Here is a 19315-nt window from a genome sequence, read left to right on the forward strand (position 1 = left end):
AAAGATAGGGAGTATTAAGCTACCTATCTTTCCATCAACAATAAAAAGTAACCGTATTCAACATGCAGTACAAATAACTTTAGTCCTCTAATTAGGACAATAAAAGAAGAATGGAATGGTGAAGAACATGAGAATGGTAGATGTTATTGAGAAAAAAAGAGATGGCAAAGAATTAACAACTGAAGAAATTCAATTTTTTATTAATGGATATACAGACGGTTCGATTCCTGATTATCAAGCAAGTGCATTAGCAATGGCGATTTATTTCCAAGATATGACAGATCGTGAACGCGCTGATTTAACAATGGCAATGGTAAATTCTGGCGAAACCATTGATTTATCTGCAATCGAAGGAATTAAAGTAGACAAACATTCAACAGGTGGCGTGGGTGACACGACAACCCTTGTTTTAGCTCCTTTAGTGGCGGCTTTAGATATTCCAGTAGCTAAGATGTCGGGGCGTGGTTTAGGGCATACAGGCGGAACGATTGATAAATTAGAAGCAGTCGAAGGCTTCCATGTAGAAATTACAAAGGATCAATTTATTGATTTAGTCAACCGTGATAAAGTAGCGGTGATTGGTCAAACGGGGAATTTAACACCAGCAGATAAAAAAATCTACGCATTACGTGATGTAACAGGAACGGTTAACTCCATTCCACTAATAGCAAGTTCAATTATGAGTAAAAAAATTGCAGCTGGCGCGGATGCGATCGTTTTAGATGTAAAAACTGGAGCAGGCGCCTTCATGAAAACACAAGAAGATGCTGAAAACCTAGCCCATGCAATGGTACGTATTGGAAATAATGTTAACCGCCAAACAATGGCTGTTATTTCAGATATGTCACAACCACTAGGATTGGCTATCGGAAATTCACTAGAAGTAAAAGAAGCGATTGATACCTTAAAAGGTGAAGGTCCAGAAGATTTAACTGAATTAGTATTAATTTTAGGCAGCCAAATGGTTGTTTTAGCTAAAAAAGCTAAAGATCTTGAAGAAGCACGCAAAATGCTGATTGAAGTGATGGAAAATGGCAAAGCCTTAGAAAAATTCAAAGAATTCCTAAACAATCAAGGTGGCGATGGATCGGTTGTAGACAATCCAGAAAAATTACCACAAGCAAAATATTTAATTGAAGTGCCAGCAAAAGAATCTGGCGTTGTATCGAATATGGTAGCCGATGAAATCGGTATTGCAGCGATGTTACTAGGTGCAGGGCGTGCAACGAAAGAAGATGAGATTGATTTAGCAGTAGGGTTAATGCTACGTAAAAAAGTAGGAGATGCTGTTGAAAAAGGGGAATCATTAGTAACCATTTATGCAAACCGTGAAGACGTTGAAAATGTAAAAGAAAAAATCTATGAAAATATTACGATTTCAGAGCATGCAACTGAACCAAAACTAGTTCACAGTGTGATTGTAGACTAACTATTAAAAGCTAAGATTCATTCTAAACAGAATGGACCTTAGCTTTTTTTAATTAGTAGGTTTCAATTTTTTGTTTTTCAAAATTTTGAAGAGTTTCAATTAAATTAGTCCAATCATTTTCTAGCGGCAAACTATTCCAGTAAAAAGTCGGTGTTGATTGATTATTAAGATAGAAATCAGATAAAATCAAATCAACATTTTCTTCAGTTTGTTCCGTTAGTAGTAATTGAAAAGGAAGGTTATTGAGCTTTTGGAGTAAAGAACGTTTTTGTAAGTTATCTAGCTTTGTAACCACTAGAATTTTAATTTGCGGTTGATAATTTTCGGTAGCTAATTGTGTTTCTATTAATTTCGTGACACTATCCTGAAAATAGTAAGAATTATTTCTAGAACATTTATTTTTAGTAAAAAGATGTGTTAATTCAGCCTCATAACGATAAGTAAAAGTAGATGAATGCGTTGGCTTTTCTAAAAAGTGAATATATGAATCTCCTAAGTGATCGGCTGAATACATCAAGTAAAGAAGTTCTTCTTTAAAAATTGATGACAGGTGAATTTTCGGGAAAATGACTTTGATATTTTCTAAAAATTGAGTTGTTTTTTTAACTATTGGCTCATCCTGGATGTGTAAAAGAGAATCAGTTGGGATTTTTAAGATATTTTGGATAATAAAAAATAAAAAATAGCTCTCATTTGTTTCATTAGGAATAGTAAATTTGTTTAGAAAATTATCGATTAAAGGCTGGAGAACTGAAAAAAGAGGATGATGTTCTGCAACCTTTTGATAGAGCGTTTCTCGATAATCAATGTAATCCTCTAAGATATACCTTGTTTCACAAATAGCCAGCCAATAGCGAAGTTTCTCTTTTTGAATTAATGACAGCTTTTGAAAAGTTAGTTGTTCTAACTGCCCAATGAGTGGCTCATACTTTTGAGCAGAAACGAGATGAAATGGCCAAGCAATACCATTACAAGTATGAAAATAATACAAAAATGCAAAAAAACGAATTCGTACTTCTGAACCATTTAATTTTAAAGGAGAAAGGTTGTAAGATATTTTGAAAGGTTTCAACAATTGATTCATTAAGCGAATGTGACGATATAGGTAGCTGTAACTCACAAATTGTTTTTTTGCATAAGAATCGATTGTTTCATTTTGGTAATGAAAATTGTACGAAAAAAAGGAATAAAATAGTGTTTCTTTTTCAATGTCATAATAAAGAGTGTTCATCGAAAAAGAATTTTTTTTCGATAAATAATAGCCCTCTTTCGTTTTAATAAGTCGAATGTGTTGTCTATAGTTAGCTAAATAAGGTTCTAAGTCGGATAAATAATTTAGTAAGGTTTTTCCGCTAATATTCAGTTTTGTACTTAAAACACTCGCGGAGCAAGGAAGATTTTGAGCGGCTAATAATTTTAAAATTTCAATTTTTCGATAAGCAATTTTATCTAAGTTAGCGAGATTAGGTAACATTTATATTTTTATCCTTTCGTGATTCAAGAGTTTTCTTATTTCTAGAAATACCTTCTTTTTTTAAATGATTGTAAATAGTCGCATTCGAAACATTGCAGATTTTAGCAATTTTAGCGACAGATAAATCAGAAGTGTGGTAAAGGTGTAATGCTTTTTCAAGTTCCTTGGTCCGAGGTGGACGACCTAATTGTTTTCCATTTAATTTAGCAGCATCTAAGCCAGCCAATACCCGTTCTCGAATCAAATCAGCTTCCATCTCTGCAAAGGCACTCATAATGGTAAAGAAAAAACGACCCATTGGAGTGGAAGTATCAATATTATTTTGAATGCTGATAAAATTAATATTATTTTTTTCGAATTCTTCTAATAAGTTTAGTAACTGTTTTGTTCCTCTTGCAAGGCGATCTAATTTGAAGATGACGAAAGTATCGCCTGGTTTTAACGAGGCTAATGCTTTATTCAATTCAGCACGCGCAATTTTTCGGCCGCTTTCATATTCTTTGTATATTTTATCGACACCGTATAATTCAAGCGCTTTTTGCTGAGAATCAAACTTTTGTTGATGTGTGCTTACTCGCATATAGCCAATTATTGCCATCTGTGTGGCTCCTTTCATAATAAACCTAAATTCTGTGTATAAAGATTATTTTGTTTTTGCTATGAAACTAGATTGTTGAAAGATGATTAAAAAAATGATGTGAAATATGTTCGTTTTCTGTTATTAAATAAAGCGCGCTTTTTTACTATTGACTTTGATATATATCTATAATAAACTTATGATTTTTTGACCAATAAAATAACTAGATATATAAATTTTTTTATTTTTTTAAAATGCCTATACTAAAGGATTTCTTATTTTTTTGGAAATCTTTTTTTTCGTTTTACTTGATTTTCTAATTATCATATGTTTTTTAGACTAGTATTTACCTATCAAATATGCAGTTAACACAAAATGGAATAACGAATGAAATAAAATGAAGGGATAGTGAGTAAAAAATGAATGAAGATTACTGGTCAGATGTCACGGTCTATAATGTTTGTTTTCGAACAGAAGATAATCGTTTAATTAACAAAATGTTGATTTTTCCAACGTCATATAATGAATCAACCGTTAAAGAATCAATTGAAAAGTCCTTTTTTAAATTGAAAAAAATTGAACTTATTGAGGAATTTCAAGAGGCGTTGCTGATTTCTTTGTAAAGCATAGGAACAAGAGTGATTGAAGGGGGGTGAGATGAGACTAGTCTGATTGCTGAAAATAAGTAAAAAAGATTGAGGCTAGTAATTCATTAAGAAAATCAAAAAGAAAGGAGAAAACAAATGAAAAGACTTATAAACCTATTTGTTGTTACTCTCTTACTTTCTTTTAGTTTTATATTAACGGATGAAGTAAAGGCGGAAAGCTCAACGGAATCAGAGGTAGGAATTACCTTTGAAGGAGAAGAATACGAGCCACCCAATTTTCCTCAACCTAATGATGATTCAGACATTAACATTCCATTAATAGACCCACCTATCCAAGGGAAGTTGCCACAAACAAGTGAGTCTGTTAATCGTGGTTCTCTGTTAGCAGGGTTATTTTTAATGTTGATTGCTTATTATATAGCAATCAAAAAAAGAGATGAGAATGAATCAAAATCAAGAATGTAAAACTATATCCGATTTATATAGAAAGGTGGAAGGAAATGAAAGTAGTTATCAAAAAAAGTTTGTTGGGAATTGTAGCATTATTAGGTTTGAGTGTGTTAGTGCCACATGCATTAGCCGCTGAAACAAATAGTCAAGTTGACTCAAATGTAGATCTTTCGTACATCAAAAATGATGAAATGACAAAACCAATCGATCCGTCAGAACCAAAGGATGAGATTGAGGATAAGCCAGGTACAGGAGAAAAAGGACCGTTAAGCATTGATTATGCATCCTCCATTTCATTTGCGAAACAAAAAGTCTCAGGAGCAGAAAGAATCTATTACGCTCTTCCAGATTTTGTAACCGTTAAAGAAACGGGAATTAAAAAAGAAGTACCAAACTATATTCAAGTAACCGATAATCGCGGAACAGCTTCAGGTTGGACGCTTCAAGTGAAACAACAAAGTGCTTTAAGATCTGCATCAGGTTCAGAATTAAAGGGTGCGTTTCTTACACTAAACAATGCAACTGCAAGTTCTAAAAATGGTCAAGTAGATGCTGCAGCGAAACCAAGCACGCGTTCAAACGTTGACCTTGTTGTAACAAACACAGGTGAAGGTGAATTCTCAACACTTATGTCTGCTAAAGGGGAAAATGAAAATCAAGTTGGTCAAGGAATTGGCACATGGACGACTGGATTTTTAAAGAATGCAGATAATACTGAAGGGGTTCAAGTAACCGTTCCTGCAAATCTTAAAATCAATCAAGAAAGTTATACAACAACACTTGTCTGGCTATTGAGTGATACGCCAGGTAACTAAAAAAGTTAGAATTATTCAAACTTAGGGGGAAAGAAAATGAAATTAACAAAAATTAGTTTAATGGGGTTAGTTGTTTCATCCAGTTTTGCGCTAGCGGTTCCTGCATTTGCAGAATCAACACTTAAACCTAATGAAGCTGCAACAGACCAATCACAAGCAGATATCTTCTTTAAACAAAAACCAGTTGATCCAGAAAACCCAAATAACAGTGGACCACTTATGATTAAACGAATTTCTGCCATTGATTTTGGTGAACAACTAATCTCCGGGAATGACACCACATATTATGCAAATTATCGTGATTTAGATAAAGAATATGATGTTGATGGAAATGTTATTGGAGAAAATATGCCTGCTTATGTGCAAGTAGAAGATAATCGTGGAACCAATAAAGGTTGGCAACTTTTCATTAAAAATGATGGATTTAAAACAAATGACGCTGCTCAAACTGAGTTGAAAGCAGCTGATTTAACATTCAATGTTACTTCTGTTCAAGGGGCAACTGTTTCAAATAATCAACCAAGTACATTACCCGATCAATTTCTTAAAGAAAATGGCGTGACGTTAACAAATGAGTATCAATCATTAGTAACGGCAACAGATGGTAAAGGAATGGGAACTGTTGATGTATTGATGGGTGAAAAAAATACAAATGGAACAGTGACAAACAAAGCTATTTCATTATTTGTACCAGGTTCATCAACTAAAGCGAAAGATGCCAAATATACAACATCTATCACATGGTTATTAATGAACGATCCAATAACAGCACCAACAAAATAAACTACTAAGTCAGAGTACTTAAGTAAGAAAGAAGTGGAAAAATGAACTTAAAAAAATTAGTATTGGTTGGCATTTTAAGCTCTAGTATTTTAGGAAGCTCCGTTGCATTAGCAGATGAAGCTAATCGCGAGGGAAATATTCCGTCAAAAGATACCTCAGAATTAACGGAAAAAGAAGCAGCTAAAGCAAAATCAGAAGGTGAAATTCGCTTTAAATTGGAAGACACAGATCCAGATAATCCAAACAACAGTGGTCCATTAAGTATTAATCGCATTTCGCATATTGATTTTGGTGAGCAAGTTATCTCTGGGGATGATAAAGTTTATCATGCACTGTATCGTGCACAAGACGTTTCTTATGATAAAGAAGGCGTCGTAGAAGCTGGAAAACACTTACCCTCTTACATCCAAATTAAGGACAATCGCGCAACCAATGCAGGCTGGGGTTTGTTTGTTAAAAGCAATGGGTTCCATGAAGTAGATGGAAAAACCAATTCAGCAGGAACATCGGAATTAACAGGGGCTATTTTAAGCTTAACTGCAACGAAATCAGTCGCAAAATCAGTTGGAAATATTGTTCCTACAGGATTGAATAAAAAGGTTGAGTTGGGGCTAGATGAAAATTACCATCCGCTAGTAAATGCTGCTAAGGGCGAAGGAATGGGACTAACAGACAATTTATTAGGTGACGAATTATCCGCAGCACCAGCAGGAGAAAAAAATACAGCGATTACCCTATCTGTACCAGGGAACACTGCTAAAGTAAAAGATGGTAAATATACGACTGAATTGACTTGGTTGCTAATGAGTGAACCCTCAGCAGACGAAACGGAAAGGTAGGAACCGAATATGAAAAAAACAATGTTAAGTTTAATCGGAACACTACTTTTCTCAACCGTTTTTTTAGGAACTTCTGCATTGGCAGTAGAAGAAGTAGGCCAACCAGCTAAGTCTAATGGATATGTAAATTTTGATTACGATGATGAAGATGCAACTTTAGGAACATTACGAATTAATAAAGTTTCTAAAATTAACTTCGGAACAACTCCAACCAAAGGAGATACAGTAACAATTAATTCAGTTTATTCAGCAGAAGATGAAAAGAATGGAAAATACTTGCCATTAAATGTTCAAACGATTGATAACCGTGGAAATGGAGCGGGCTGGCAGTTACAAGTTCAACAAACACGTCAATTCACTCAATTAGATGAAGCAAATGTCCCTCTTACAGATGCCAATAAACTGAATGGTAGCTTATTAGAAGGAGCAGAATTAGCACTGACAGCAACGCAAGCAACCGATTTATCAATCGAGCAAGAAGTTAACAGAGTAGCTCCATCAATCTTTAAGAAGGTAACATTATCAACAGCAGAAGATGCTGGTTTTGTGACAGTTACTTCTGCAAAAGAAAATGAAGGCATTGGAAGTTGGAATACGCTTTTTGGAGAAATGTCAGATGCAACAGCAACTGAGAACAACGCAGTTACCTTGAAAATTCCAGGGGAAATTAAAAAAAATAAAGATGTCAGCTATGAAGCTGAATTAACATGGACAATTGTAGCAACACCAGAAATTTAAAACACTAAAAAAGAAAAGAATAGGGGAAATAAATCATGAAATTAACAAAATTAGCAGTAGTAGGATTAATGGCAACAACGGTGTTAGGGTCAACAGTTCCAGCATTAGCTGCAGAAGTAGGAACACCAGCAACTTCAAAAGGAGCAGTAAACTTCCAAGAAGGTGGCGGTGAAACAACTCCAACAGATCCAGGTGATAATGGTAGTGGCGAAGACGGCGGAACAGTGGTAAAACCAGATCCAGCAAATCCAGGTGGAGCAGGATTTTTACGTATTGACCAAGCGCCAAATTTAGACTTTGGAAAAATGTCAATTGCAGGTAAAACTGTTATCAACCCAGTTAAAGACGTAAAAGTTAACTTTAAAAACGACTCAACAGGTGAATTTACGGATGGGAAATACTACCCAGCGTATGTACAAATCACAGATGAACGTAGTGGAGATTACAAAGGCTGGACGTTAACAGCTAAATCAACTGAATTTAAAGCTTTCACACAAACCGGTGAAGCAGCGCCAGAAGGAACAGAAGGATTAGTAGGAGCGCAATTAATTTTTAGTACAGCATTTGTTCAAACAAACTCTGGAGTTAAAGATGACTTAAAACCAGTTTCTAAAGCTGTAACATTTGAAGCTAAAGATGATGATAAAGATCACCCAATCCTAGCTGCAAGTGCTGGTAAAGGTGGCGGTCAATGGTCAGCATTCTTCACAAAAGACGGCATGGAAGCTCCAAAACCAACAGATACACAAGGAACCAATGAAGGCATCCAATTATCTGTTCCAGCATCAGCTAAAAAGAACAAAGACTATAACTATGTTGCTGACTTAACTTGGACAATTGCAGCAACTCCAGACGCTTAATACGAATAATTAACAATTAAAAAAGAGATAAAAATAAAAAAGAAATTTTGGGGGAACCATCATGAAATTAACTAAATTAGCAGTAGTAGGAATCACAACCGCAACATTATTAAGCGTAGCAGCACCAGCATTAGCAGCAGATACAACTGTAGGAACACCTGCTGCACCAAAAGCAAGTGTAAAATATATTCCAAGTGAAGGAGATAATAACGTAACGATTCCAGATACAAAACCACCTTTAGTAGTAGTACCGGATCCAGAAACAAATGAACCTGGTGGAAAAGGACAAGTGATGATCGTAAGCGCACCTAAATTTAATTTTGGAAATCAAGAATTAACAACTAAAACAAAAGACTATTCTGCAAAAGTGACGAAATTTGAAAAAGTTGCACCAGAAAAAGGAACGGTTTTAAAGGCACCACTAGTTCAAATTTCAGATACATCAGGTCGTTCAAATGCAGATGCCAAATGGGCATTAAAGGTATCAATGTCTAATTTTATCGGAGCAGATAAATCAGAATTGACGGGGGCAACAATCAAAATTGGTGGGGGAAAAGTTTATAACAGCGTAGTCGCAGCAGATTCTGCAACAGATGGTTCTGGACTTGTAACTTTACCGAGTGTTGATGGTTTAAATTGGAAAAAAGAAGTTATCTTATCTTCAACAGCACAAGAGCTTTTATCTGCTAAAAATGGAACAGGTAATGCACTGACTTCTTATGTAATGGACAGTGCTTACACAGGTGATAAAGTATACGCTGAAACAGATACCTTTGATAACGTTCAATTAAATGTACCAGGATCAACTGTTAAAGCTGTTCAAACTTATGAAGCAACTGTGACATGGGCTTTGAGCTTAACACCAGAAGCATAAACACTTGTTAAAATAAAAAGAAGAATGGACAGCATTATTTTGTCCATTCTTTATACGTATTCAGACGGAAATCTTGTGTTATATAATAAGTGGCCCGTTTCATAAAAGTATCAATACAAGACAAGGAGACAAGACAGTGAAAAATAAAATATCAATTGTAATAATCGCTTTAGCGATAATCAGTTCAAGTTTTAGCATACAACCTAAACGGGCAGTTGCCGATGGGGAATCGGGTTCAAGTCAATCCGAACCTACGAGTATTTCTATCTCAGCCAATTTACCAGATAACCAAATCAATAAAGATCAATCGTATTTTGATTTACTAATGAAGCCAGGTCAAGAACAAGAATTAGAAGTCGTATTACGAAATTCGACGGATAAAGATTTGACAATGATTGCCTCAGCCAATTCTGCTGTTAAAAATGACAATGGAGTGGTTGATTATAGCTTTAGTAAACCAAAAACCGACTCAACTTTAAAAGTACCGCTATCACAAATTGCTGTTATTGAAAAGGAAACTGTTGTACCAGCTAAATCAGATAAAATTGTCAAAGTTCATGTGAAAATGCCAAATGAACCCATCCAAGGAGTCATTGCTGGCGGAATTTACTTACAGCAAAAAGAAGACCCTAATCAGAAAAATTCAGGTGATGGTGGCGTTCAAATAAAAAACAAATACGTTTATGTAATGGGGATTCAGTTAAGAGAAAAAGAAGACATTAGCGAATTAGTAGCGGACATGAAATTAGACAAAACAAAAATTAAACCTAAGCAAGTCAACTACCGTAATGTACTAGGAATTAATCTTCAAAATACTGAGCCTGTTTATATTCGTAATTTAACAGTTGATGCAAAAATTTATAAAAAAGGCAGTCAAGAAGTTTTACATGAATCAAAGCAAGAAAGCTTAAAGATGGCGCCAAATTCAAACTTCAATTATGGAGTGAGTTGGGAAAATCAAGAATTTAAAGCAGGAAAATACCGTGCAAAAGTAACTGCCCATTCAGAAGATTACAATAAAGACTGGTCTTGGGATGAAGAGTTTACGATTACTAAAAAAGAAGCAGAGGTCTTAAACAAAGAAGCTGTTGAATTAGAAGTAACTCCAACTCCTTGGTGGGTATATGTCTTAATTGGTTTAGGAATCGCATTCCTATTACTCTTGATTTTATACTTGATTAAACGTTATATCGATAAGAAAAAAGAAGCAAAACGAAGAGAAGAAGCACGAGCACGCAAAAGAAGACGCGCGCAACAACAAAAAGCAGCAGCATCTAGTAAAAAAAGAAAATCTAAAAAAGTAGATGAGTAAGATATAGCAGTAGCAGTAGGGGGAAGTAAAATGAAGTTAAAAAGAATGGTAGGATTAATCGCAATTGGTATGATATTAACTCCTGAAATGGCTGTCATAGCAGCACCAGTAACAGATAGTAAAGTACGTTTTTCAGAAGGTGAAGTTACGGGAGATATCGTTCGACCAGATGATGCAGATGGTGAGTTAATTGTCCCTCAACCAGAAGGAGAAAAACCAACGGGTTCACTTGCGATTACTTATGCACCATCTTTTGATTTTTGGGAAAAAAAAATCTCAACAAAAAAAGAAACTTATTTTGCAAAAAGTATGTTGTTTTACGATAAAAAAGATATTGAGAAAAAAAATCCAAAATATATGCCTAGCTTTTTAGCAGTGGAAGATGCTCGCGGTTCAAAAGCAGGATGGACAGTAAGTGTATCAGCTAGTCCATTTGTAGGAAATACCCCTGAAACGAATCAAAAGATTTTAAAAAATGCAACGATTACTTTTGAAATGGGCAAGCAGGTTTATAATACTGCTGAATCAGATTCAGGTCTACTAGTAATTGATGGACTCTATGATACTCATGAAGCAGATGGAGATATTGTGATTGGGACTACGGGAACGGGAGCAAATCCAGCACCATCTAAAGATATTATCACAGCACTCGAAGGTCATGGAGCAGCAGGCACAAGAATGGTTTTTAATCAGTTTTATAGTGGAACGTTAAGTAGTGACACGCCAGTAGTATGGACGAAAGATACTTTAAATACCAATGTCATCTTAACGGTTCCTCCATCTGCAGGGGCAGAAAAAAATGTTCAGTATACATCTGACTTAACATGGGAGTTAACAGCAGCACCAAAATAAAGACTAACTTAATCAAGAAAACCATTATTAGGGGGAAATAGAGTGAACAAAAGCATTAAAAATTGGATTCAGATACTCGTGATTTTACTTGCTTTATGTAGCGTTCCATTAATAGGAGACGCACAAGAACAAGGATTAGGGTTCTCAATTCGGCCCATCCATCCAGAAAATCAACTAGATAAAAATCAAACCTATTTTGATTTGAAAATGGAACCTAGCCAAATTCAAGAGCTTGAAGTAATGATTCGCAACAATACAGACCAAGAAATCATCGTTGAAGCCAGTGTTAATGCAGCTATAACTAATGAAAATGGAATTCTTGATTACAGCTGGAATTTAGAAAAAGCAAAAGCAGCAGCAAAGAGCTACAATAAACACGCATCAGAAAAAAAAATAGATGTAAACCAAATTCGATACGATTCTTCCTTAAAAATGCCTTTACCAAGTTTGATTATGAGTGAAAAAGAAATTAAGATTCCAGCACAATCAGAGCTGCCTTATAAAATGCAGGTGACAATGCCAGAGAAGCAATTTCAAGGCATTGTTTTAGGTGGCGTTCGTTTTACAGAACAAGAAACAACAAAAAAAGAAACCACTTCAGATAAAGGTGTGCAAATTAAAAATAAATTTGCTTATTCTCTTGGTATTCAATTACGTGAAACCGATGATGTAGTGATTCCAGAGATTAAAATGGATCAAACAAAAATTAAAGCTGCTTCTATTAATGGACATACGGGAGTGACGATCAATTTACAAAATCCTACTATGACATTGATGCGAGATATTGAAATAGAAACAACGATTTATCGAAAAGGAAGCCAGAAAAGTTTAATTAACTTAACTAAAAAAGGCCTTAAAATGGCCCCTAATTCTAATTTTGATTACGGCATTGATTGGAAAAACCAACCATTGCGGGCAGGAAATTATACAATCAAGGCATCCATAAAAAATCATGGGATTGATGGGGAACCCAAAGAATTGACCAAAAAGTGGGAATTCGAAAAAGAGTTTACAATTACTAGAAAAGAAGCAAAAGAAATCAATCGTCAAGCGATAGATCTAACTGAAAATCCAATCAGTTGGTGGCTATATGTCGTAATAGGTTTGTTAGGAATACTGATTGTATTGATGGCGATAATCATTGCTAAAATTCAAATAGATAAGAAAAAAAAGATTAAAAAAAGGCAGGAACTGAAACGAAAAAAACGAAAAAAAGCAGCATCTGCTAATTCAAAAATGACATCAAACATTAAGAGAAAGGAGTGATTATGTTTCATGAATTCACTAGCAGTTATCTACTTTATCTTTGGTTTACTTTTTAGCTTTTTATTTAGTGGTTTTTATCTTTTTATCAAAGCTAAAAAGATTTTCTCTCATTCATTAGTAACAGTCGGTGTTTTGATGATTGGCTTTCTTTTCACAGTATTGATTATTGGAATGAGTAGCCAATTAAATGAGGTACATGCACTCTTTTTACTTATGATGGCAATTTTCTTTTTGATGATGTGTCAATTGATGGTGTTGGTTATTATATTATTCAAATCTAAAAAGCGTAGAAAAAAACGTAAAAAGGAGGTTAAAAAATGAAAAAACGTGTTCTTTTTCCAGTTGCATTAGTGGCGTTGCTACTGCTAGGTCAACAAGTTATGGAGTTACCAGTCAAGTCGATTCTAGCTCAATCTCAAGCACCTGTTGTGACGATTGCAATGAAGAATCAAAATGAGGAAGTAAAAGAAGTGCTAATCGAGGAGCCTTTTAATGCAACAATTAGTCACCTAGATGTTGGGAAATATGTAATTGAGCTTCCAAAAGAGCTTGACTGGGTTACACCTGAAAAAGAAATAACTGGGATTACTTATTCTGAAAAGACAAGACAGTTAACCTTAGAGCAAACAGCAGAGGAAGCTATTACATTTAGTTTGAAGGCTAACTCTGTGGGCAAATATCAAGTGAAGGTAATTTCAACTGTTGAAAAACAAAAATCTGTTCCATTTGAAGTGAATGCAATCGAAAAAAGTGAGACAGAATTTGAAGAAGCAGAGTCAGTACAAAACGAAGAACTGACAACCTTTGCAGAAGCACCACAGATGTTGTCCTTAAATCGACTTGATGATCTGACAGGTTGGGGGGATATTTCTTCAAATAGCTTTGGTTCATGGTTACTCCAACAAAAAAGTGAAGTATTCAGTTCAACCCTATTGCCTAAAGGGGTATTAATGACAAGCTTAAATCCAGGTGGCGGAAGAAACAATAAAACAATAACACCAACTCTAGAGGAACAAATTCGAGCGTTTAGAGTGGATGTACCTGCAATACAGTATCATTCAAGAGATGAATCTAAGACGAATACGATCGCTTGGTATGTACCTGGTACGGTTAGTGGTTATCTTGGTAAAAATCCAACTATAAATAGTAGTGAAAGTGTGACTATGCATGGAGAGACTGATTTTAAATCCTTAGGACTTGTAGTGGCAGTTAACAATGACATCAATACATTACAGGAAATTTCCGTAGGTCCAAAAACAAGCATTGGTTATCCTTCGGATGAGTCAAAAGTGAGCAATGTTGATATAAACACCTTTAAGGTATATAAAAAAACAGAGGATATTGGTCGTAAGTTTGCTTATGATGTAACGATTGACACATATAAATTTCATGTAACGGTTGCTTATATTCCTAACCTTGAAACAGATGTTGTGAATGTTATTTACACGTATACGAATATTGGGGATAGTACCATTCCTGGTTTGATGACAGGGTTCAATTATACACCTGAGTTTAAAACAGCAAAGATAACGACAGATGTAGGTAGTATTGGAACGAAAACAGCGGGTACAATAAAATATATGGGAAATAATAAAGGGATTTTTGGAACAGCAACAGCTGGTGGACACCGAGCTGAAATTTACCCTAATTACCGAGAAGATGGACCCGATTCATGGGCTGCTTGGTCAGAATCCTTTAGATCAAGAGATGGGAATCGAGACATTACAAAATTTATGAAGGGCTTTAAAAACCCAACAGATTTGTATTCAGCAGGAGATGAACGAGATGCCATTGCTCCAAACACTCAAATTAAAGAGGATACATCAACTAATACAAATGCAACAATCAGTATGAAATGGAATCCTAAAGACTTAGCGGTTGGCGAATCGATATCAAATTCATGGGCCTATGCTACAGAGGCTGTATCAAGCCTCCCTAAACTGCATTTAGAGGAAGGCGATGCCTATTATACTACTGGTGATACCGCTGGTGTGATCAAAGGGTCTTGGCGTAATTATGAAGATGGTACGAGTACGAATACGATCAAATATAGTATTGATGGTGGGGCTTATCAAAACTATCCTGTTTCTTATAAATCATTAGAAGAAGTTGGATTAGCACAAGATTTTGAAATTCCAGTTTCGTTAGTTGCACCAGGGGATCATACGGTTCGAGTTTATCTATCAAGTGCTAAAGGGGTAAATACGTCAACCTATTCTAAGATCTTTAGGTTTAAAGCACCAAAACCTAAATTTGATTCAACGATTTCAGTAAAAACAGATGGTGAAGAAAGAACCAACCTTTCACCGGGAGAAGACTTCACCTTTGATTTAGCAATGAACATGGCAACTCAATATTCACAGCTAATTGATTCGACCATTAGAGTCCCACTTGATTCTACAATGATTGATGGAAGTAAGCTCAAAGATTTAAGCATTACAAAGCAAGATGGAACAAAGGGAACCATCAGTTTCAATGCTGCGTTAAATCAATTAGAAGCACAATTTCCAACAAGTTTTGTAGCAGGGGAAACATTGAATCTCCATTTTGCAGGACAAGTGATTGATTCAGAAGATTTAATAGACCAACAATTAACCTTCGAAGCAACGATTAAAGGAACTTCAGGGGATGTTGTCAAAGAAAACTTCGAACTTCCAGCAGCAGAAAAACCAGTGAAACAGATTGATATCGTTCCGGCTCTGTCTACTGTAACGGTAAACTTTTTAGATGGTGATCGACAACCGATAGTAGGTTATGAGCCATACGAATTAATTGGAAAAATCAATGATCATTACGATTTAATGTCAGAAATTGATGTGATATGGATTATTGAAGAAATTGAAGATAAAGGATATGATTTAGCGACCCCCCCTGCGAACGAAAGTGGATTATTTGAACGAAGCGGAACGGTTGTTGATTATATTTTTAATGGAAATATTAACTTTACAAAATTTGCTTCTACAGTTGGATTTGGAGAGCTAACAATTAATTCCAATACCCAAGTCTATAAACCAAAACTAATTGATGATGGTAAAGGACCGAATAACAACCTATTCTTTGAAATTTCAGATACAAGAAATAAAGCAGATCGAAAACCATGGGAAATAAAAGCTAGTGTTGTTACTGAACTAACTTCGTCAAAACACAAATTACCAGGTAACTTTATCTTTAGAACTAAAGATAAAAATGAGATTGTTTTAAATAAGAGTGAAGAGGTCATTTACAAGCAGTCAGATACTGTAAGTCAGTTGACTAAAGTCTCTTTTGATTCCAATCTTGAAGAAGGATTACAGTTAAAAGTCGATCCGGGTATTTATGCGGATGATTACACAGGAGCTATTTCCTACACCTTGGAAAATGCACCATAAAATAGGAAAACACGTCAAACAATTTATCGTTTGGCGTGTTTTTTTATTGTTTATTAAACGATTTAAGAAAAAGCAATTGCTGAATTTGGCTAATTAAAACTTCCCAGATTTGCGGATTGAAGATATCCTCTAAATAAAAAAGTGGAGTTTCACAGTTATTATTTTCATAGCTATCTGAAATAATAAAATCAGCGTTATTACTATCCGATGTGATGGTCAAATGGTCTCTTGAAAAGATTTGAAAGATTTTTGCTTCAATCAACTCTTCACCGTAATTTTTTTTAGAGTATTGAATATAGAGTTTTAATTTAAAAGAATGTTGAAATTCTAATAAAAAATAGAACATTGAATGAGCCACTGGAGCCAAATGAGAATCAACAGAAAATTCTTTTTTAAAGGAATTTGTTTGTAAAAATTTCTTGCAAAATCTCTTGATTTCTTGACTAATACTACTTACATAGTCGTCTTCTTTTAAAGTATCGGGTATTGCAATTGGCGTCATCATTAATTTTTCCGGATAAATTCCAATGTAAAAAATATAGAGCTGAAGAGAGACAATATAATAAAAGTAAAATAAACGCTCATCTAGTGTAAGATTCAAATTAAAATACTCAATAAATTGTTCAAGTAACTCTTTACTTAATTTAATTAGCTTTGCATCAAGTTCTAAAAGGTACAAAGCTATTTGTCTCTTTTGCTGAGGAGAATCAAGATTGCCAACATGAAGTCGTGCAAGGTAATTGAAGTAGAGCTTTTCTTTTTTTAGATGGTTTGAATCAAGCGTAGGACTATTTTCGTCCAAATCAGAGGAAACATCATTTACGAGTGAAAATTGTTCGAAAATCATCTGTATTTCGGGGTCTAAATCAATTAAGGCTTGCTTGTCTTTAATTCGCCATGAACATAAGGTGATAAGAGAAGTCATTCGGTTAAGAGCTGAATGTTTTTCTAAAATAAACTTAGAAGAATTCAGATTTAAATGAGTTGTGGCGATTTCATTGCACTCACGAAAAGGTTCAATTCCTTTATAGGCGTTCCAAAAAAAATAAAAAATAAAGGAACGGATATCCTTTTCAGTACCAATTAAGTTGCTCGTTAGTTTAGCCCCAAATTTTATGGTTAAATGAAAATCTTTAAGAATGGGCTCAAGTTCTTTCAACTTCTTATACGTATTTGGGACGCTAATATATAGATTTATACTTAGCGCCTCTACAGAAGGAGCGCCATGAATAATCAACTCCTCGAGCACTTGATATTTCAATGACTTTTGCAAATAAAATAATTTGATTTGATCCACTAAAAAATTAGTGGGAAGCTGTGTCTTGTTTAACAGATGAAAGCCTTCCTTACTTTTTAGGATAGCAAGTTCATTTGAAGGGTAGAAGGTGTTTAGGTCAAGTTGAATTTGATCGATATGTTTTAAAACTGAATTTTTTGAGATTGCGGTATTATGGGAAAGCTCAATCAATGAGCAAGAACGATTTTTATATAAAAGGTGTTTGAATAGCAAAAATCTACTTTTGTTTCCTTTGTCAAATAAGGGAATCATTTACTGTGCCTCTCTTCATTTTTAAATAACTATTTGTCAGCTTAGAGCATACAGTACTGAATTTTTTTTTTCAATACGAGAGTTGGCACGAAAACTACTTTTTTACATTTTTGACCTATTCTATATTCTTTTTGGATAAGTTTTGAAAATAGAATAGTGCTAATATATGGATATCAGAAAAATTAAAAAGTGATTAGGAGTTGGAAAATAAAGATGGCAGTTATTGGTTATATGAGAGTGAGTACTCAGCATCAAAAATTCGATTCGCAGCAAAGTGCATTAGAAAAATATGGTGTTGATAAAATGTTTCAAGAATATGAAAGTGGTCGAAAAAGAGAACGAAGCGAATTAAATAAAGCATTAAAAATACTGCAGTCAGGAGATACGTTTGTCATTTTTAAGTTGGATCGATTGGCGCGTGGAACCAAGCAGCTATTGACGTTAATGGAGATGTTTGAAGAAAAAAAGATCAACTTTGTTAGTATTGAAAACAATATTGATACTTCAACACCAATGGGAAAATTAATGTTTACTATCATGAGTGCTTTTGCTGAGATGGAGGCAGATTTGATTCGAGAACGAATTTTAGCAGGTCTTTCAGCAGCTAAAGAAAAAGGAGTGACATTAGGCAGACCTGTTCAATTCGAGAAGATTAATCAGGCCTTAAATCTTTACCAATTTACCTCATTAAGTATTGATGAGATTTCAGAAGAGTGTCAATTGTCCAAACAAACGATTTATACGCATTGCAAAAAAAACTCCATTTCAAGGAAAAAAAAGAAATTGTTAGTGAACTAATTTAAAAATAAGTGGCTTTAAACAGAAAAAACTTGATTAAAAAATAGAGATAGGATAATTGTATAAAATAATAGAACCATCAGAAAAAAGTTTGCGAAATGGATAAAATGGTGTTAAAATTAGTTTTATAAGACAAGTTTTTTTCGGGCTGTTAGCTCAGTTGGTAGAGCAGCTGACTCTTAATCAGCGGGTCGAGGGTTCGAACCCCCCACAGCCCATAATTTAATTTTCCTACAAGACGCATAAACATTGGAATGAAGGACACACCCAATGTTTATGCGCCTTTTTATGTCTAACTTAATTTACTAGTTACTAAAGACGAATAGGATTAACCTGTAAATAAATCGTTTTTGTAGATCTTGATAAAGTAATCGAATAGATAATTTAGTTTTAACGAGAGAGGAGAGTTTATGAATGGAGCAGGAGGGAACGACATTAACGACATTTGATTTTTTAAATTTAGCTGAAGGTATCCGTATAGAAGCCGTTCAATTTTCACCAGTATTTATCGTTTCTAATGAAGAAAAAATAATCTTTTATTTTACAATGATTTTAAAAGAAGACCAAACCATTACTTTTTATTTTGCTACATTAGATCTTAAAAGCAAAGGAAAGGTGACTGGAACAAAAAACGAAATTGCACATGAATTTAATGGGAAAGTAATACTTTACTCAGCTAATTAAAAAAAGACAAGCTCTGTTGAATTTATTAATTCAACAGAG

Annotated in this window: 19 protein-coding genes and 1 tRNA gene; 17 read left to right on the top strand and 3 right to left on the bottom strand. The window is 34.5% G+C overall.

The genetic code is table 11. The annotated features are described in order from the left end of the window. The first annotated feature begins 127 nt into the window (after window positions 1-127). Window positions 128-1429 carry a pyrimidine-nucleoside phosphorylase gene (locus tag AC07SW_RS12530; protein WP_135022416.1) on the top strand — a complete coding sequence of 434 codons (1302 nt, stop codon included), beginning with the start codon at window positions 128-130 and terminating at the stop codon, window positions 1427-1429. A 52-nt stretch (window positions 1430-1481) separates the two neighbouring features. Here the strand turns inward: AC07SW_RS12530 and AC07SW_RS12535 are convergent, their stop codons facing one another. Then, window positions 1482-2903: an AcpB/EbpR/MafR family transcriptional regulator gene (locus AC07SW_RS12535; protein ID WP_494633013.1), complete on the bottom strand. Its 1422-nt coding sequence runs from the start codon at window positions 2901-2903 to the stop codon at window positions 1482-1484. Beyond that, a complete protein-coding gene (locus AC07SW_RS12540; protein WP_119907366.1) occupies window positions 2893-3501 on the bottom strand; it encodes a recombinase family protein in 609 nt (202 codons plus the stop codon). The genes AC07SW_RS12535 and AC07SW_RS12540 overlap by 11 nt, the downstream gene beginning before the upstream one ends. A gap of 398 nt (window positions 3502-3899) precedes the next feature. Here AC07SW_RS12540 and AC07SW_RS12545 point away from each other — a divergent pair, with 398 nt between their 5' ends. From AC07SW_RS12545 to AC07SW_RS12605, 13 genes are all read left to right on the top strand, one after another. Next, window positions 3900-4103, top strand: coding sequence for a hypothetical protein (locus AC07SW_RS12545; RefSeq protein WP_119907367.1), 204 nt, complete (start codon window positions 3900-3902; stop codon window positions 4101-4103). Between the two features lie 120 nt (window positions 4104-4223). Beyond that, complete coding sequence (locus tag AC07SW_RS12550) at window positions 4224-4553, top strand: LPXTG cell wall anchor domain-containing protein (RefSeq protein WP_034572640.1); 330 nt, start codon at window positions 4224-4226, stop codon at window positions 4551-4553. Between the two features lie 35 nt (window positions 4554-4588). Further along, entirely contained in the window at window positions 4589-5353 is a 765-nt protein-coding gene (locus AC07SW_RS12555) for a WxL domain-containing protein (RefSeq protein ID WP_119907368.1), read from the top strand. A 36-nt stretch (window positions 5354-5389) separates the two neighbouring features. Then, on the top strand, window positions 5390-6136 hold the full coding sequence (locus tag AC07SW_RS12560; protein ID WP_135017579.1) for a WxL domain-containing protein: 747 nt from the start codon (window positions 5390-5392) through the stop codon (window positions 6134-6136). Window positions 6137-6177: 41 nt separating this feature from the next. Then, a complete protein-coding gene (locus AC07SW_RS12565; protein ID WP_135017580.1) occupies window positions 6178-6975 on the top strand; it encodes a WxL domain-containing protein in 798 nt (265 codons plus the stop codon). 9 nt (window positions 6976-6984) lie between these two features. Continuing rightward, window positions 6985-7713, top strand: coding sequence for a WxL domain-containing protein (locus AC07SW_RS12570; RefSeq protein ID WP_135022401.1), 729 nt, complete (start codon window positions 6985-6987; stop codon window positions 7711-7713). A gap of 35 nt (window positions 7714-7748) precedes the next feature. Then, window positions 7749-8573: a WxL domain-containing protein gene (locus tag AC07SW_RS12575; protein ID WP_135022402.1), complete on the top strand. Its 825-nt coding sequence runs from the start codon at window positions 7749-7751 to the stop codon at window positions 8571-8573. Window positions 8574-8634: 61 nt separating this feature from the next. Continuing rightward, the gene (locus tag AC07SW_RS12580) at window positions 8635-9447 is read left to right on the top strand and encodes a WxL domain-containing protein (RefSeq protein WP_485441860.1); all 813 of its coding nucleotides are present in this window, start codon (window positions 8635-8637) and stop codon (window positions 9445-9447) included. Between the two features lie 136 nt (window positions 9448-9583). Continuing rightward, window positions 9584-10759, top strand: coding sequence for a WxLIP family cell surface protein (locus AC07SW_RS12585; RefSeq protein ID WP_494633016.1), 1176 nt, complete (start codon window positions 9584-9586; stop codon window positions 10757-10759). 30 nt (window positions 10760-10789) lie between these two features. Beyond that, window positions 10790-11611, top strand: a complete 822-nt coding sequence (locus AC07SW_RS12590) for a WxL domain-containing protein (protein ID WP_494633017.1) — start codon at window positions 10790-10792, stop codon at window positions 11609-11611. Between the two features lie 42 nt (window positions 11612-11653). After that, on the top strand, window positions 11654-12877 hold the full coding sequence (locus AC07SW_RS12595) for a WxLIP family cell surface protein (RefSeq protein WP_413489961.1): 1224 nt from the start codon (window positions 11654-11656) through the stop codon (window positions 12875-12877). A 9-nt stretch (window positions 12878-12886) separates the two neighbouring features. Continuing rightward, on the top strand, window positions 12887-13198 hold the full coding sequence (locus AC07SW_RS12600) for a hypothetical protein (RefSeq protein WP_034572621.1): 312 nt from the start codon (window positions 12887-12889) through the stop codon (window positions 13196-13198). Next, window positions 13195-16245 carry a hypothetical protein gene (locus tag AC07SW_RS12605; protein ID WP_463685274.1) on the top strand — a complete coding sequence of 1017 codons (3051 nt, stop codon included), beginning with the start codon at window positions 13195-13197 and terminating at the stop codon, window positions 16243-16245. Before AC07SW_RS12600 ends, AC07SW_RS12605 begins: the two co-directional genes overlap by 4 nt. Before the next feature lie 43 nt (window positions 16246-16288). Here the strand turns inward: AC07SW_RS12605 and AC07SW_RS12610 are convergent, their stop codons facing one another. After that, window positions 16289-17794: a helix-turn-helix domain-containing protein gene (locus AC07SW_RS12610; RefSeq protein ID WP_494633019.1), complete on the bottom strand. Its 1506-nt coding sequence runs from the start codon at window positions 17792-17794 to the stop codon at window positions 16289-16291. Window positions 17795-18007: 213 nt separating this feature from the next. Between AC07SW_RS12610 and AC07SW_RS12615 the strand changes: the two genes are divergently transcribed. The 3 genes from AC07SW_RS12615 to AC07SW_RS12625 all read left to right on the top strand — a co-directional run bounded on the left by AC07SW_RS12615 (window position 18008) and on the right by AC07SW_RS12625 (window position 19276). Further along, window positions 18008-18592: a recombinase family protein gene (locus tag AC07SW_RS12615; protein ID WP_463685276.1), complete on the top strand. Its 585-nt coding sequence runs from the start codon at window positions 18008-18010 to the stop codon at window positions 18590-18592. Between the two features lie 145 nt (window positions 18593-18737). Next, window positions 18738-18810, top strand: a tRNA-Lys gene (locus AC07SW_RS12620). Between the two features lie 196 nt (window positions 18811-19006). Beyond that, complete coding sequence (locus AC07SW_RS12625; RefSeq protein ID WP_119907375.1) at window positions 19007-19276, top strand: hypothetical protein; 270 nt, start codon at window positions 19007-19009, stop codon at window positions 19274-19276. Window positions 19277-19315: the final 39 nt, after the last annotated feature.

This window comes from Carnobacterium sp. GW821-FHT04C06 (assembly GCF_059420345.1).

Bases quoted from the DNA above. Each gene is read 5' to 3' on its own strand.
- AC07SW_RS12540 (WP_119907366.1), bottom strand. From the start codon at position 3,501: ATGGCAATAATTGGCTATATGCGAGTAAGCACACATCAACAAAAGTTT.
- AC07SW_RS12560 (WP_135017579.1), top strand. From the start codon at position 5,390: ATGAAATTAACAAAAATTAGTTTAATGGGGTTAGTTGTTTCATCCAGT.
- AC07SW_RS12535 (WP_494633013.1), bottom strand. From the start codon at position 2,903: ATGTTACCTAATCTCGCTAACTTAGATAAAATTGCTTATCGAAAAATT.
- AC07SW_RS12565 (WP_135017580.1), top strand. From the start codon at position 6,178: ATGAACTTAAAAAAATTAGTATTGGTTGGCATTTTAAGCTCTAGTATT.
- AC07SW_RS12545 (WP_119907367.1), top strand. From the start codon at position 3,900: ATGAATGAAGATTACTGGTCAGATGTCACGGTCTATAATGTTTGTTTT.
- AC07SW_RS12625 (WP_119907375.1), top strand. From the start codon at position 19,007: ATGGAGCAGGAGGGAACGACATTAACGACATTTGATTTTTTAAATTTA.
- AC07SW_RS12550 (WP_034572640.1), top strand. From the start codon at position 4,224: ATGAAAAGACTTATAAACCTATTTGTTGTTACTCTCTTACTTTCTTTT.
- AC07SW_RS12610 (WP_494633019.1), bottom strand. From the start codon at position 17,794: ATGATTCCCTTATTTGACAAAGGAAACAAAAGTAGATTTTTGCTATTC.
- AC07SW_RS12590 (WP_494633017.1), top strand. From the start codon at position 10,790: ATGAAGTTAAAAAGAATGGTAGGATTAATCGCAATTGGTATGATATTA.
- AC07SW_RS12530 (WP_135022416.1), top strand. From the start codon at position 128: ATGAGAATGGTAGATGTTATTGAGAAAAAAAGAGATGGCAAAGAATTA.
- AC07SW_RS12605 (WP_463685274.1), top strand. From the start codon at position 13,195: ATGAAAAAACGTGTTCTTTTTCCAGTTGCATTAGTGGCGTTGCTACTG.
- AC07SW_RS12575 (WP_135022402.1), top strand. From the start codon at position 7,749: ATGAAATTAACAAAATTAGCAGTAGTAGGATTAATGGCAACAACGGTG.
- AC07SW_RS12600 (WP_034572621.1), top strand. From the start codon at position 12,887: ATGAATTCACTAGCAGTTATCTACTTTATCTTTGGTTTACTTTTTAGC.
- AC07SW_RS12555 (WP_119907368.1), top strand. From the start codon at position 4,589: ATGAAAGTAGTTATCAAAAAAAGTTTGTTGGGAATTGTAGCATTATTA.
- AC07SW_RS12580 (WP_485441860.1), top strand. From the start codon at position 8,635: ATGAAATTAACTAAATTAGCAGTAGTAGGAATCACAACCGCAACATTA.
- AC07SW_RS12570 (WP_135022401.1), top strand. From the start codon at position 6,985: ATGAAAAAAACAATGTTAAGTTTAATCGGAACACTACTTTTCTCAACC.
- AC07SW_RS12615 (WP_463685276.1), top strand. From the start codon at position 18,008: ATGGCAGTTATTGGTTATATGAGAGTGAGTACTCAGCATCAAAAATTC.